This is a genomic window from Paenarthrobacter sp. CM16 (genome assembly GCF_013179505.1).
In the GTDB taxonomy this organism is placed as follows: domain Bacteria; phylum Actinomycetota; class Actinomycetes; order Actinomycetales; family Micrococcaceae; genus Arthrobacter.
This window is the reverse complement of the sequence record NZ_JABMCX010000127.1, coordinates 1-13,626: the sequence shown is the minus strand read 5'-3', so window position 1 is coordinate 13,626 and position 13,626 is coordinate 1. Positions and strand designations below refer to the sequence as shown.

At 62.9% G+C, this 13,626-nt stretch carries 14 protein-coding genes and 1 pseudogene; 3 read left to right on the top strand and 12 right to left on the bottom strand.

The features are described 5' to 3' along the window. The first annotated feature begins 205 nt into the window (after positions 1-205). Complete coding sequence (locus HP499_RS12675; protein ID WP_172324410.1) at positions 206-967, top strand: VTT domain-containing protein; 762 nt, start codon at positions 206-208, stop codon at positions 965-967. Between the two features lie 104 nt (positions 968-1,071). Here HP499_RS12675 and rdgB read toward each other — a convergent pair whose 3' ends face one another. From rdgB to clpS, 6 genes are all read right to left on the bottom strand, one after another. Further along, entirely contained in the window at positions 1,072-1,734 is a 663-nt protein-coding gene (rdgB, locus tag HP499_RS12670; protein WP_172324407.1) for an RdgB/HAM1 family non-canonical purine NTP pyrophosphatase, read from the bottom strand. Beyond that, complete coding sequence (rph, locus tag HP499_RS12665; RefSeq protein ID WP_011775233.1) at positions 1,731-2,489, bottom strand: ribonuclease PH; 759 nt, start codon at positions 2,487-2,489, stop codon at positions 1,731-1,733. The genes rdgB and rph overlap by 4 nt, the downstream gene beginning before the upstream one ends. Positions 2,490-2,549: 60 nt before the next feature. Then, entirely contained in the window at positions 2,550-3,347 is a 798-nt protein-coding gene (locus HP499_RS12660) for an MBL fold metallo-hydrolase (RefSeq protein ID WP_172324406.1), read from the bottom strand. After that, positions 3,344-4,375 (bottom strand): glutamate racemase, encoded by a 1,032-nt coding sequence (murI, locus tag HP499_RS12655; RefSeq protein ID WP_375154253.1) that lies wholly within the window; start codon positions 4,373-4,375, stop codon positions 3,344-3,346. The genes HP499_RS12660 and murI overlap by 4 nt, the downstream gene beginning before the upstream one ends. A gap of 103 nt (positions 4,376-4,478) precedes the next feature. Further along, positions 4,479-5,045 carry a DUF2017 family protein gene (locus HP499_RS12650; protein ID WP_172324404.1) on the bottom strand — a complete coding sequence of 189 codons (567 nt, stop codon included), beginning with the start codon at positions 5,043-5,045 and terminating at the stop codon, positions 4,479-4,481. Beyond that, positions 5,038-5,400, bottom strand: a complete 363-nt coding sequence (gene clpS, locus HP499_RS12645) for an ATP-dependent Clp protease adapter ClpS (protein WP_172324403.1) — start codon at positions 5,398-5,400, stop codon at positions 5,038-5,040. The genes HP499_RS12650 and clpS overlap by 8 nt, the downstream gene beginning before the upstream one ends. 37 nt (positions 5,401-5,437) lie before the next feature. Between clpS and HP499_RS12640 the strand changes: the two genes are divergently transcribed. Then, complete coding sequence (locus tag HP499_RS12640) at positions 5,438-6,766, top strand: nicotinate phosphoribosyltransferase (RefSeq protein WP_172324402.1); 1,329 nt, start codon at positions 5,438-5,440, stop codon at positions 6,764-6,766. Then, positions 6,766-7,392 carry an isochorismatase family protein gene (locus tag HP499_RS12635; RefSeq protein ID WP_172324401.1) on the top strand — a complete coding sequence of 209 codons (627 nt, stop codon included), beginning with the start codon at positions 6,766-6,768 and terminating at the stop codon, positions 7,390-7,392. The genes HP499_RS12640 and HP499_RS12635 overlap by 1 nt, the downstream gene beginning before the upstream one ends. Before the next feature lie 77 nt (positions 7,393-7,469). On the opposite strand, the gene HP499_RS12630 is transcribed toward HP499_RS12635, so the two are convergent. The 6 genes and pseudogenes from HP499_RS12630 to HP499_RS12605 form a co-directional block, all read right to left on the bottom strand. Further along, entirely contained in the window at positions 7,470-9,245 is a 1,776-nt protein-coding gene (locus HP499_RS12630) for a DEAD/DEAH box helicase (RefSeq protein ID WP_172324400.1), read from the bottom strand. Between the two features lie 112 nt (positions 9,246-9,357). After that, positions 9,358-9,696 (bottom strand): DUF3039 domain-containing protein, encoded by a 339-nt coding sequence (locus tag HP499_RS12625; protein ID WP_089595519.1) that lies wholly within the window; start codon positions 9,694-9,696, stop codon positions 9,358-9,360. An 8-nt stretch (positions 9,697-9,704) separates the two neighbouring features. Beyond that, positions 9,705-10,487: a glucosamine-6-phosphate deaminase gene (gene nagB, locus HP499_RS12620; protein ID WP_172324399.1), complete on the bottom strand. Its 783-nt coding sequence runs from the start codon at positions 10,485-10,487 to the stop codon at positions 9,705-9,707. Between the two features lie 87 nt (positions 10,488-10,574). Then, positions 10,575-12,146, bottom strand: a complete 1,572-nt coding sequence (locus HP499_RS12615; RefSeq protein WP_172324398.1) for a transporter — start codon at positions 12,144-12,146, stop codon at positions 10,575-10,577. Then, positions 12,128-13,021, bottom strand: a complete 894-nt coding sequence (locus HP499_RS12610) for an ABC transporter ATP-binding protein (protein ID WP_172324408.1) — start codon at positions 13,019-13,021, stop codon at positions 12,128-12,130. Before HP499_RS12610 ends, HP499_RS12615 begins: the two co-directional genes overlap by 19 nt. A gap of 64 nt (positions 13,022-13,085) precedes the next feature. Next, a pseudogene (locus HP499_RS12605) lies at positions 13,086-13,626 on the bottom strand (NADH:flavin oxidoreductase/NADH oxidase); the annotation flags it as partial.

Sequence of the window (13,626 nt, the reverse complement as noted above, 5' to 3'; positions counted from 1 at the left end):
GTGCCGTCAACGATCCCGTTCTCAATGAGTTCGGCGATCTGGAGGAAAATCGGTTTGCTGTCATCGATCATCAGCGCCACCGCCTCACTGGTTCATTACTCATGTAACTAACCATACAAGCGGTGAAGCGTGAGTCAAGAGGTCCCGCACACCGAAAATCACGACGACGGCTGTCAAGTAGGCTTGTTGGGTGATCTTTTCTGCGATAAACGACCTTGCCGTGACCACTATCGGGGGTGCGGGACCGGTTCAGCCCTCCATGGCTTCGTTCCTGCCGGACTGGTTGAACCCCGACGTCTTCCTCCGCGATTCACCGCTGGGACCTTGGGTGGTCCTCCTTGTCTGCGCCATTGTTTTCGCAGAAACAGGCCTCCTGGTGGGCTTCTTCCTGCCGGGCGACTCGATGCTGTTCACAGCCGGACTGCTGGTTTCCACCGGCGCCATCGAATTCAACCTCTGGGCCATGTGCGGGATGATCATCGTGGCAGCCATCATCGGCAATCAAACCGGCTATCTCATAGGCTCCAAGGCCGGCCCGGCCATCTTCAACAAGCCGGATTCACGGCTTTTCAAGAAGGAAAATGTGGAGAGCGCCCATGCGTTCTTCGAAAAGCACGGCGGCAAGGCTTTGATCCTGGCCCGCTTCGTTCCCATCATCCGCACGTTTGTGCCGGTGATCGTGGGCGTCGCGCAGATGGATAAGCGCAAGTTCTTCCTCTTCAACGTCATCGGTGCCGTCCTTTGGGGCGGCGGCGTCACCCTGCTCGGGGCATGGCTCGGCCAGTTCGAGTGGGTTGGCAACAACATCGACATCATCTTCATTGTGATCGTCCTGATCTCGGTCATCCCCATCTTCATTGAGATCGGCCGTGGCTTCGTGGCCAAGCGCAAGGCAGCGGCAGAGGGCACCGACCCCGTGGAAGAGTTCATCGAGGAACACGAGGGCGGCAAGCACGGCGAGCACTAAGGCGCCACGTACCGCTTCAAAAGCACAAGCCTGACAACAGGCTGGTACACCAAAAAAAGCACCCTGCGCAGGCAGGGTGCTTTTTTTGGGTGCCGGGGAAGAACCTACGTCGAACCGGCCCCGGACAACGCTGAGACAATCGCCGGAAGCAGCGCGCGGAACGCCTGTCCACGGTGGCTGATGGCGTTCTTCTCCTCCGGGCTCAGTTCTGCACAGCTGCGGTCCATCCCGGCAGGCTGCAGCACGGGGTCGTAGCCAAAGCCACCCTCGCCCCGGGGTTCACGCAGTAGCGTCCCCTCAAGCTGGCCATACTCCACGGTTTCATGGGCAATGCCATCGGAACCCGGCACAGCCAAGGCGGCAGCACAGACAAACGCAGCTCCACGGAACGCGTCCGGAACATCAGAAAGCTGGGCAAGCAACAGGTTCAGGTTGGCGACGTCGTCCCCATGGGTTCCGGACCATCGTGCTGAGAAAATCCCGGGAGCTCCGCCCAGGACGTCAACGGCCAGGCCGGAATCATCGGCAATAGCCACCAGACCCGTCGCCTCTGCCACTGCGCGGGCTTTGAGGAGCGAGTTCTCGGCAAAGGTGACGCCGGTTTCCGCAACATCCGGGGCACCTGCGGCAGCGGCGTCCACCACTTGGGTGTCGACGTCGAGTCCTGGAACCTGGCCCCGCAGCAGTTCCCGAAGTTCCCTCAGCTTGCCCTTGTTGTGGGTGGCGAGGACAAGGCGCGGAGCATCGCCTGGCAGTGTGCCGCTCACGGGGCCTCAGCCAGGGTCTCGCGCTGGATCGCGGACAACTGGGTGGTGCCCAACAGGGCGAGATCCAGCAGTGCGTTGAGTTCATCGCGGTCGAACGGGGCGCCTTCGGCAGTGCCCTGGACTTCTACGAACTTCCCCGATCCAGTCACTACGACGTTCATGTCCGTCTCTGCCCGAACGTCCTCCACATAGGGAAGATCCAACATGGGCACACCGTCAATGATCCCCACGGAGACGGCTGCAATGGTGTCCACCAGCGGCTCCGCGTTACGGGCAATGAGCTTGTTCTCCCGGGCGAAGCGGATGGCCTCGGCCAGTGCCACGTACGCGCCGGTGATCGCAGCGGTGCGGGTGCCGCCGTCAGCCTGCAGGACGTCGCAGTCGAGGACGATGGTGTTCTCACCCAGCGCCTTGGTGTCGATGATGGATCGCAGAGAGCGTCCGATCAGGCGTGAGATCTCGTGCGTGCGCCCGCCGATCTTGCCCTTGACGGACTCACGGTCGGATCGGGTGTTGGTGGCGCGGGGAAGCATGGCGTACTCGGCAGTGACCCAACCGCGGCCTTCGCCCTTGAGCCAGCGCGGCACGCCCTCGGTCAAGGAAGCTGTGCACAGGACCCGGGTGTTGCCGAACTCGATCAGCGCCGAACCTTCGGCCTGCTTGGACCAGCCGCGGGTGATGCTGATGGGACGCAGTTGGTCAGGTGTCCGGCCATCGGCGCGGATGACGGGTGTGGCTGTAGCTTCAGAAGTCATGGTTCAAGCTTAGCCAAGCCCCGGGCGCCCTCCGACGCCGGTCGTGTCTGGATCGCCCGGCTAGATGGTGTAGTGGACTCCGGCAACTGCGACGGCGACGTCGCCGGCGAATACCGGTTTTGCTTCGGACAGGACCTTGGTTTGCGATGTCCAGACGGGTATGTGGGTGAGGAGCAGCCTCTTGGCAGCAGCGTTGGTCGCCGCCTCGCCTGCCCGCTTGCCGGTGAGGTGGACATCCTTGATGTCGTCGTCGCGTCCTTCCTCGAATGCTGCTTCGCATAGGAAGAGGTCCGAGTCCTTGGCCGCGTCCTCAAGGCCCTGGCAGGAATCGGTGTCCCCGGAGTAGGTCAGGATTTTCGTGACAGGCACGCCGTCCTTGCCGGGTTCGGTGGCCGTGACGCGCAACGCATATGCCTCTTCCACCGGGTGGTTGACGGCATAGGGTGTCACCGTGAAGGGACCCACGGTGACTGGCCGGCGTTCGGCCCAGTGGGTGAAGTCGAATTCCTCGTGCATGCCCGGATCAAGGTCCAAGCCATATGCCGTGGCCATCCGGTCTGCCGTGGCAGCAGGTCCCCAGACCGGGAGCCGGTCCCGTCCCCATCCGCCGGGCTTCCACCGGACAGCTACATGGAGTCCACACAAGTCCATGCAATGATCGGGATGAAGGTGCGTCAGGAAGATCGCGTCGATATCTTCCAGATCCGTGTAGCGCTGGATGGCGCCCAAGGCACCACTGCCTAGATCCATGACGATCTTCCACTCCCGCTCACCGTCGTGCGCTGTGACCAGATAGCACGACGCCGGGGAGCCGGGACCCGGGAATGAACCTGTACAGCCCACGATGGTGAGTTTCACAGTCCACGCCCCAAGGTCATGCCCGCACTGCCGTACGCGGTGGCGTCCGGCTGCACAAAGTACGAGCGCCGGGACAACCCTGTTCCCGACCTTGCCGCTTCCAGCATTTCGGGAGTGATGCGGGCGAGGCTGCCGGTGGGGTACTGGGCCGCTACGTGGTCCACGTGCTTTACGGAAAGAACTTCCGGTCCGAGGAAACGCCGGGCCAGGGTCTCGAACTGGGCGGCGTCTCCGGTGGCAATGAACTCGTGGCTCGGCGTGGTGGGATCCGTTCGTTGGATGCCATGGTTCGCCAAGGCCCGGTAGACGTCCTTGGCGGTCTCCTCGGCGCTGGAAACCAAGGTGACGTCCTCACCCATGACAAAGGAGATGACACCTGTCAGCAGCGGATAGTGGGTGCATCCCAAAACCACTGTGTCCACGCCGGCCTTCTTCAGCGGTTCCAGGTATTCGTTGGCTGCAGCGAGCAAGTCAGGGCCGGTGGTGATGCCCGCCTCGACGAAATTCACGAACGCCGGGCAGGCCACGGAGGTGATGCTGAGATCGGGGGCGGCAGCAAAAGTGTCCTCATAGGCGCGCGATCCCACCGTTGCAGAGGTTCCGATGACGCCGATCCTGCCCGAACGCGTGGCAGAGACGGCCCTGCGCACAGCCGGCTGGATGACTTCGATAACCGGAATGCCGTAGCGGGCCGTGTACCGCTCCCGCGCATCCCGCAACACGGCCGCAGACGCAGAGTTGCAAGCGATGGTCAACAACTTCACACCCGAGTCCACCAACTCATCCATGACACCCAAGGCGTTGGCACGCACCTCGGCGATGGGAAGCGGACCGTAGGGGCCGTTGGCGGTGTCACCGACGTACAGTATTGATTCGTTGGGAAGTTGGTCGATGATGGACCGCGCAACAGTCAACCCACCTACGCCGGAGTCGAAAATGCCGATCGGGCGCGTCCCGACAAGTTCCCCCGTGCTGATGGGGGCGTCAGAGCCCAGGGCGCCGCTTGGTGAACCCGATGCTGAAGTCATAATTATTCGAGAATAAGGCTTCCCTGGGTGTGCGGCCATTACCTGTGGTCTCCGCCTCGTGTCTGATGTGTCACACGGCAGATGCACTCCGTGGCCGTCCGGATCAGGATTTCGCCTGCCTTGCGGCCATCATGGCCTGCACCAGGGACTCCTGGAGCCAGGTGGTGAAGTTGTAAACCAGTGCCAGGTAGCTTTCCACGTCTTCGGCCTGGCTCCAGTCCTGCATGCTGTGAATGTGTTCTGCATCCGCCTCATCCCGGATGTCCAGGCGTTCGGCGAGGACCAGGCGGACATCGTTAAGCGCCATGGACCACCGCGTGGCAGATTCCGGGGTCAGGACCAGGTCGTCTTTGTCCAACCCCATGGCCGCAGCCTTCAGTGCGCCGATCTTGTTTTCCCGCACCGAGCGTTCGGTGAGTTGCCTGAATTCCAGCGAGCCGCCGTCGTCGTCCTTCATGACGTTGGGCAGCAGCCGCAACAAGGCGCGGTCACTCGGCTGCTTGACATCCATGTCCAAGCCGATGAGGGCCGCCAAAGGGTCCTCATTTTCCCGCACGTCCTGCTCCAGCATGGAAATGACGTCATCCAGCAACCCGCGCAGGAGGTCGCGCTCGGCGGGTTCGAGGTATCCGGTGATGCCCTTGAGTCCGTACTTGAATGCCTTAGCCACGCTGGCGGCCGCCCTTTCCGGGTGTTTCGTTGCCGTTGGCGGCCTTCTCCACAGTGGCCCACAGGCCAAACCCATGCATGGCCACCGCGTGCTGCTCCACCTGTTCCTTGCTGCCATGGGCCACGATGGAGCGGCCCTTCTTGTGGACCTCCATCATGAGCTTGTGGGCTTTGGACTCCGAATAGCCGAAGTAACTCTGGAAAACAAAACTCACGTAGCTCATCAGGTTCACGGGATCATTCCAGATCACAAGGTTCCACGGGATATCAGGGGCGCTCAGGACATCGGTAGCGGACTGCTCTGCAGCTTTGGTCCGTTCATCAATGTCCGTGCCGTACGCAACGCTAGGGCTCATCTGTCCATTCTATGGCGGCTCGCACTAGAGTGAATTCGTGAGTAGAGCCACGTCCTGGGACCATCCCGCAACTTCCTTGTACACCGACCATTACGAACTGACCATGCTGCAGGCCTCTTTGCATTCAGGCGCCGCGCATCGTCGTTCGGTCTTCGAAGCCTTCGCCCGGCGGCTGCCGGACGGACGACGCTATGGCGTAGTGGGCGGCACGGGACGCCTGCTGGAGGGGATCGCAGACTTCCGCTTCGGCGACGCCGAGCTCGCCTTCCTCGAGCAGAACAAAGTAGTAAACCAGGAAACACTGGACTACCTGGCCGACTACAAGTTCAGCGGCGACATCTGGGGCTATGCCGAGGGCGACGCCTATTTCCCCAACTCCCCCATCCTGATTGTGGAATCCACGTTCGCAGAAGCCTGCATATTGGAGACCTACATACTGTCCGTCCTCAACCATGACAGCGCCATTGCCTCCGCCGCTTCGCGCATGACCTCGGCGGCGGGCACCCGGCCCTGCATCGAGATGGGCTCCCGGCGGACCCAGGAGGAATCAGCGACGGCGGCAGCGCGCGCCGCCGTGATCGCCGGCTTCGCCAGCACCTCCAACCTGGAGGCCGGACGCCGTTACGGCATCAAGACAGTCGGCACGGCAGCCCACTCCTTCACCCTGCTCCATGACACCGAGCGGGAGGCCTTCGAAGCACAGATCGCAACGTTCGGGCCAGGGACATCACTGCTGGTGGACACCTACGACGTCGAAACCGCGGTGCGCACCGCCGTCGAACTCGCCGGCGACAAGCTGGGTGCGGTCCGGCTGGATTCCGGCGACCTCATTGCACAGGCACAATGGGTGCGGCAGTTGCTCGATGACCTTGGCAACGTCAACACCAGGATCGTGGTGACCTCGGACCTCGACGAGTTCGCCATCGCTGCGCTGCAGTCCGCCCCGGTGGATTCCTACGGCGTTGGAACCTCCCTGGTGACCGGCTCCGGCGCCCCGACCGCCAGCATGGTCTACAAACTCGTCAGCCGCACCAACGACTCCGGAGAGTTCATTTCGGTAGCCAAGGCCGCCAAGAACAAAGCCAGCGTGGGCGGCCGCAAATACGCCCTCCGCAAACTCAATGAACACGGCCGCGCCACCCAGGAGGTGGTAGGGATCGGCCACCGTCCCGAAGACGACGGCAACGACCGCGCCCTGCTGCACCAATTCGTCAAGAACGGCGAGGTACTCCCTGGCTGGACCGGCCCCGAAGGCGTGATCCGCGCCAAGGAAAGGCATGCTGCCACCATGGCCGAGCTGCCCGCGGTCGTGAACCGCCTCCAGCGCGGCGAGGCCGCCATTCCCACCATTTACGAGGAGAACTGATGTCCCGTGCCCTGATCATCGTCGATGTCCAGAACGACTTCTGCGAGGGCGGCACCCTGGCAGTGGAGGGTGGCGCAGCAATCGCCGGAGCCATCACGGAATATGTGGATGCCAACCAACAGCACTTCGACCACATTGTTGCCACCCAGGATTGGCACATCGAACCTGGCGAGCACTTTTCAGATGACCCCGACATGGTGGATTCCTGGCCGCCGCACTGCCGGGCCCGGACCAAAGGCGCGGAGCTGCACGAAGACCTCGATCCCGAGTACATCCAGGCCTACTTCCGCAAGGGCCAATACACGGCGGCCTACTCCGGCTTTGAAGGAGTCCTCGCCCCCGAGGACGACGTCCCTACCGGAGACCTGAAAGCCGGTGCCGCCGTTGCCGAAGTCCTCGACGAGGATGCCATAGGACTCGATGACTGGCTGCAAAGCCATGACGTCGAAGACGTCGTGGTGGTTGGGCTGGCCACCGACTACTGCGTGAAGTCAACGGCGCTCGATGCCGTACAGGCCGGCTACAACACCACCGTCATCGCCGGGCTTACCGCCGGAATTGCCGAAGACCTCAGCGAGGCCCTCGACGAGATGGAAGCAGCCGGCGTCGAGGTTGAACGCGACTGACGCGGGCAGCTGTACCGCAGGAAACGCCGGAGGGCGCCGCAACCGCGGCGCCCTCCGGCGTACCTGATGAAGGTCCGTCACTTCCTGCCGATGAACCAGTCCTGAAGCTTGCGAAGACGGGCCTGCAATTGCTCCTCGTTGGCCTGCGCCACCGCCGGACCGCCGCACACTTCACGAAGCTTGGTGTGCACCACTCCGTGCGGGGTGCCGGTTCGGGCAGCCCAGGCGGCAACGTTCTTGGCCAGTTCGTTCCGGAGATCCATCAGCATCCGGTGGTCGGGCACAGCAGGCGAAGCCGCAGCCGCCAGCGGGGATTGGCGCTTCTTGCGCGATTGCTGATCGTGCTGGCGTTGACGCAGCAGCGTTCCCACTTGCTCGGCGTCGAGGAGCCCTGGAATGCCGAGGAAATCCAGCTCATCATCGGAACCGATGTCCGCTCCCGTGCCGAACTCGCCGCCATCAAAGAGGACGCGGTCAAACGACGCCTGGGAGTCCAAAGCTTCGAATTTGCCCTTGGTGAGCTCGTCCGACGCCTTGTCCTCGCGGTTGGCCTCAGCCATCAGGTTTTCTTCAGGGTTGAAGAGACCGTCCTCGTCCTTCTCCGGGCGGTCCAAAGCGTGGTCCCGCTCGGCCTCCATGGTGTTGGCGAGGATCATCAACGGCGGTACCGACGGGAGGAAGACCGAAGCCGTCTCACCTCTCTTGCGGGCACGCACAAAACGTCCAACAGCCTGGGCGAAGAACAGCGGAGTAGAAGTGGAGGTGGCATAGACGCCGACGGACAGGCGCGGAACGTCCACGCCTTCGGAGACCATGCGGACGGCAACCATCCACCGCTGATCACCCGCGGAGAATTCTTCGATCTTGCTTGACGCCTTGGAATCGTCAGAGAGGATCACGGTGGGCGACTGCCCCGTGATCTTCTTGAGCTGACCCGCGTAGGCACGGGCGTCGTCGTGGTCCGTGGCAATGACCAGGCCACCGGCGTCCGGCACTGTCCGCCTGACCTCACTGAGGCGCTTGTCAGCCGCGGCGAGGACGGCAGGGATCCATTCACCGGTGGGGTTCAACGCCGTGCGCCACGCCTGGGAAGTGATGTCCTTGGTGACGGCAGCTTCACCCAGCGAGGCCGCCATTTCATCGCCCGCGCTGGTGCGCCACCGCATTTGGCCCGAATAAGCCATGAAAAGTACAGGGCGGACCACATGATCCCGCAGCGCGTTGCCGTAGCCGTAGGTGTAATCAGCCTTGGAACGGCGGATGCCGTCCCGGTCCTCAGCGTACTCAACGAAGGGAATAGGCGAGGTATCCGAACGGAACGGAGTACCCGTCAGGGACAGGCGCCTCGCGGCCGGATCGAAGGCCTCACGCAATCCATCACCCCAGGACAGGGCTTCACCACCGTGGTGGATTTCGTCCAGAATTACCAAGGTGCGTGCCGCTTCAGTCTTGGCACGGTGCAGCATGGGCTTGCTGGCCACCTGCGCGTACGTCACGGCAACGCCAACAAAACCCCGGCCGTGCTGGCCATCGGAATTCTTGAAGTTGGGGTCGATGGCGATCCCCACCTTGGCTGCTGCGTCCGCCCACTGCCGCTTCAGGTGGTCCGTGGGAGCAACGATCGTAATCCTGTTGACCACACCGCTGTCCAACAGGGTGCTGGCAATGCGCAACGCGAAGGTGGTTTTACCGGCGCCGGGGGTTGCCACGGCGAGGAAGTCCTTGGGGTTACGGGTCATATAGAGGTCCAAGGCCTCCTGCTGCCAGGCACGGAGCTTGGGCGCAGTTCCCCAGGCGGCCCGTTCAGGGTACGCCGGAGGCAGGGATGGGCCACCGAAAAGTGTTTCTGTCATGCTGACTCCCCCGGCCTGATGGCAGCGTCCATTACCTCCAGCCAGGCGGGCAAGCCTGGCTGGAGGACACAACGGCAACGATCAGATGGGACCTGTGTTCTCTTCCCACCCACTACTTGGAGTTGCCCGGGCCGCCGTTTTTTCCACCGTCATTGCCGGGGCGGAGGCCTTCGTAGATCTCCTTGCACTCCGGGCAGACCGGGAACTTCTGGGGATCGCGCCCGGGCGTCCAGACCTTGCCGCACAAGGCAATGACCGGTTCGCCGGTCAAAGCCGACTCCATGATCTTTTCCTTGCGGACATAATGGGAAAACCGCTCGCGGTCGCCGGGTTCCACTTCCTGGCGCGTTTCCTCGCGCTCAATGGTGGCAGTGGACGTTCCGGCTCCGGAAAGCTCGCGCATGGGGTCGTTTTCGAATGGATCCGGAGGAAGCGTAGTCATGCCAAACATCTTACCGTCTAGATGCCCTGCCACTCCGGCTTGTTGTCGTACGTGTGCCGATAGTAGTCAGCCAATTTCAGTGACGAAGCGGCCGCCTCATCCACCAAAATTGTCGCGTGGGGGTGCATCTGGAGGATCGATGCAGCACAAATCGCAGCCACGGGACCCTCCACGAAATCGCGGACTGCCTGCGCCTTCTGGGCCCCCGTCGCCACCAGCACCACATGCCGGGCATCCATGATGGTACCCAGCCCTTGCGTCACCACATGATGGGGAACGTCATCGATGCTGTCGAAGAAGCGGGCGTTGTCCTTGCGCGTCTGCTCGATCAGCGTCTTGATCCGGGTCCGCGAGGCCAGGGAGGAGCCCGGCTCGTTGAAACCAATGTGTCCGTCAGTGCCGACACCCAGGATCTGAAGGTCCACGCCGCCTACGGCCTTGATGGCGTCCTCGTAGTCTTGGCAGGCCGCCTCCAGATCCTGGGCAGCACCGTCCGGGCCATGCACATTCTCCGGCTTGATGTTGACCCGGTTGGTGAATTCGCGCCGTATCACCTCGCGGTAGGACTCGGGATGTCCAGCCTCAAGGCCCACGTACTCGTCCAGCGCGAAACCGTGTGCCTGGCTGAAGTCCAGCCCTCCGGCGTCGTAGCGGCGGGCGAGTTCGTCATAGACAGGAAGCGGCGAGGACCCCGTGGCCAAGCCCAGCACGGCGTTCGGCTTACGGCGGACCAATGCTTCAATGGCATCGGCTGCAAGCGCACCGATCTGCTTGGTGCCAGGGAGAATGACAACTTCCATCGTCACGGCCTTTCTTGGTAAGGATCTTCGAGCTATCTGACAGAGACGTTATCCCATGTCCCATCTGCGGGCATGGTTGTTACGTGGCTAGCGGTTCACACTGAGCTGGGCGAACATTTCCGGACCCCGTGCGTCCAGCCATTTTCCACCGAGACGGATGCCCACCACGAACAAGATGATGCCAAGCACCGGCCCTGCTGCCAGGTTGATCCAGCCGGCCTCCGGGCCGCCCGTGAAAGCCTGGACTGCCACCAGCGCGAGCTCCGGAACCAACAGGAGGGCCAGGACGCCCATCCCCACCGCCTGGACAACCAGGGTCTGGGCAACGTTTCCCGGCGGCTTCTTGAACGGGCTGTCTCCGGGCAACGGGACGGCAACGTTGTAACGGGCCGAGATGACTGAAGAAAGCCCCAAGCCCGTGAAAAGAGTTCCCAATGACAATCCCAGGAGGTTGGGCAGCCATTGCCAATCCCCCGTTATGAAGAAAGGCCCCACCGTGAAGATCAACACTATGGGAAGAGATATTGCCAGGCAGGCCAGCGCACGGCCCAGCCTGTCATCCACTCCCCGGACCCCGGCTGCGAGGTGGAGGGCAAAAGCGGTGTTGTCGTAGGAGACATCGGCGCAAATGGACCAAGCCATGACGAAAGCGGTCAGGGGGCCCAGAATCATGAGCAGGCCGTAGCTGCCGCTCTGGGAACCGCTGAAGAAGAAAAGCACCGGAAACAAAGGAACGATGACCAAGGACGCTGCATACCGGGGATCCTTCAACCAGTAGATCAGTGCCCTGGCAGCCACAGCCCCGGACGGCGTCCCGGGAAGCCTTCCGAACAGTCCAAGCTTGCCGCCCTTCCGCGCTGTGCCTCCCGAGTATGCGGGGGTCACCAGCGCACGCTTCAGGAGGACGTGCCAGCAAAGCAGGAGCGCGGCAATGGTTGCAGCGGCGATCAGGAACTTCAGTCCAGCCGCACCCACATTGCCCGAATCCAAGTCACCGCCAAGGGACCAGGCAGCACCCAGCGGCGTCCACGACACCGTCCGGGCGAGCACCGGAAGGTAGTCCGCGCTGCCACGGACCCCGTCCACCATGCCCATCATGATGGGACCCAGCAGGATCAAGGGTATGAAGACGATGATGCTGCTGACATCCTTGAAGCGCCGGGAAGCGGCCAGGCCTGCCGTCGCGGTGGTGACCACTTTGGACAACACGATGCATGTCAGGGCACCCAGGACCGCGCCCACCAAGGCACCGGTAACTGCCGGCACACCGCGCCACCAGGTTCCCACTGTTCCCAAGGCGGCGATCAGGGTGGCCAGCCCGGGAATACCGATGAAACCTGCCAGGGCAAGGCCGGTCAGGAGTTGCCTGGACGGTATCGCGAACGTAGTGAACCGCGCAGGATCCAAGGTCATATCTGCAGCCGAGGCAACGAGCGGGATGATGGCCCACCCCAGGACTGTGGCCGCTCCACCCAATACCACCACGGTGTGGGCGATCTCCGGATCAGCCAACCGCAGTGCTATGAGGCCTCCAACAAGGAGGACCAGCAATCCCAACGCATAAAGGAGCCCCAGGGCCATGCCCACCAACTGCCACGGACTGCGCTTGAATCCGTTAAGGAGCAGGCGCCATTTGAGGCTTAGAAGGTGCGCAACCATTCCAGACCCTCCGTTCGGTGTCCGCCGCCCACAAGCTGGACAAAGCGATCCTCCAACGTAGAGCCATCGCGGACCTCATCCACCGACCCTGCCGCCAGAACACGTCCACCAGCAACCACGGCGACGTGGCTGCACATGCGCTGGACGAGGTCCATCACATGGCTGGAAACAATGACCGTTCCTCCGGAGGCGACGTACCCCTCCAGGATGCCCCTGATATTGGCGGCCGAGACAGGGTCCACCGATTCAAAGGGCTCGTCAAGGACCAGGAGCCGGGGTGCATGGATGAGTGCCGAGGCCAGCGCGATCTTCTTGGTCATGCCGGCGGAGTAATCCACCACCAAGGAACCAGCATCGGCTTCAAGGTCCAAAGCGGCCAGCAACTCGGGAACACGTGCACCGACAACGTCGCGGTCCATGCCGCGAAGCAGGCCGGAGTACGTCACCAGTTGCTCGCCGGTCAGCCTGTCAAAAAGGCGCACACCGTCAGGCAGCACGCCCATGAGCTTCTTGGCCTCCAACGGGCGGGCCCACACGTCTACTCCATGGATCAAGGCCGCGCCAAAGTCCGGCCTGAGCAGCCCGGTGGCCATGGACAGTGTGGTGGTCTTGCCTGCGCCGTTGGGACCGACCATCCCGTAAAAGGATCCGGCGGGCACTTCGAGGCTGACGCCATCCACGGCGATCTTGTTTCCGAAGCGCTTGGCCAGGCCCCGGATGGACAAGGCCGACAGCGGCGCCGACACCGACGGGCCGTCGGGCGCCAGTGCAGGATTCGGTGCCTGTGCAGGATTCAGTGAGTGCGCAGCTTGTCCTGGTTGGGCCGCATTCTCGGGTGGTGGCGCAGCAGCAGCCTGCGGCGCGGATGTGGGCATGGGTTCATGGCGTGATTCCGTCATGTGACCAGCCTAACCTCGGATAACAGGGCCGGAGCCGGTTCTAGAAGCCGTGGCGGGGGACGGCCCGTTGATACTGCGGAACCCAAGGGATGTCATGGCCAAGTTCGTACGCAGCCCGCAGCCACCAATGCGGATCACGCAGGGCCGCCCGGGCCATGAAGACGGCATCGGCCCTGCCATTGGCAACGATGTCCTCGGCCTGTGCAGGGCTGGTGAGAAGCCCCACCGCACCGGTGGGAACACCGGCGTCGCGCCTGATCTGTTCCGCGAACCCGGCCTGGTAGCCAGGGACTGCCCTGATGTCCTGGTGCGCTACGGCGCCGCCGGAGGAGACATCCACCAGGTCTACGCCACGCGCTGCGGCGGCATGGGCCAGCCGGACTGAGGCCTCAGGGTCCACTCCCCCGTCAGCCCAATCGGTAGCGGAGATCCGCAAGAGCAACGGCATGGAATCCGGGATGGTGTTGCGGACAGCGTCCACCACGCTGAGCAGGAGTTTGTTGCGCCCGTCCTCGTTCCCTCCCCAACTATCAGTCCGGGTATTGATGAGGGGGCTTTGGAACTGGTGCAACAAGTATCCG

What these genes read in the sequence shown, in the direction of transcription:
- rph (WP_011775233.1), bottom strand. Translation starts at nt 2,489, where the DNA reads ATGACTTCTGAAGCTACAGCCACACCCGTCATCCGCGCCGATGGCCGG.
- murI (WP_375154253.1), bottom strand. Translation starts at nt 4,375, where the DNA reads ATGACTTCAGCATCGGGTTCACCAAGCGGCGCCCTGGGCTCTGACGCC.
- clpS (WP_172324403.1), bottom strand. Translation starts at nt 5,400, where the DNA reads ATGAGCCCTAGCGTTGCGTACGGCACGGACATTGATGAACGGACCAAA.
- HP499_RS12635 (WP_172324401.1), top strand. Translation starts at nt 6,766, where the DNA reads ATGTCCCGTGCCCTGATCATCGTCGATGTCCAGAACGACTTCTGCGAG.
- HP499_RS12630 (WP_172324400.1), bottom strand. Translation starts at nt 9,245, where the DNA reads ATGACAGAAACACTTTTCGGTGGCCCATCCCTGCCTCCGGCGTACCCT.
- HP499_RS12625 (WP_089595519.1), bottom strand. Translation starts at nt 9,696, where the DNA reads ATGTTTGGCATGACTACGCTTCCTCCGGATCCATTCGAAAACGACCCC.
- nagB (WP_172324399.1), bottom strand. Translation starts at nt 10,487, where the DNA reads ATGGAAGTTGTCATTCTCCCTGGCACCAAGCAGATCGGTGCGCTTGCA.
- HP499_RS12615 (WP_172324398.1), bottom strand. Translation starts at nt 12,146, where the DNA reads ATGGTTGCGCACCTTCTAAGCCTCAAATGGCGCCTGCTCCTTAACGGA.
- HP499_RS12610 (WP_172324408.1), bottom strand. Translation starts at nt 13,021, where the DNA reads ATGCCCACATCCGCGCCGCAGGCTGCTGCTGCGCCACCACCCGAGAAT.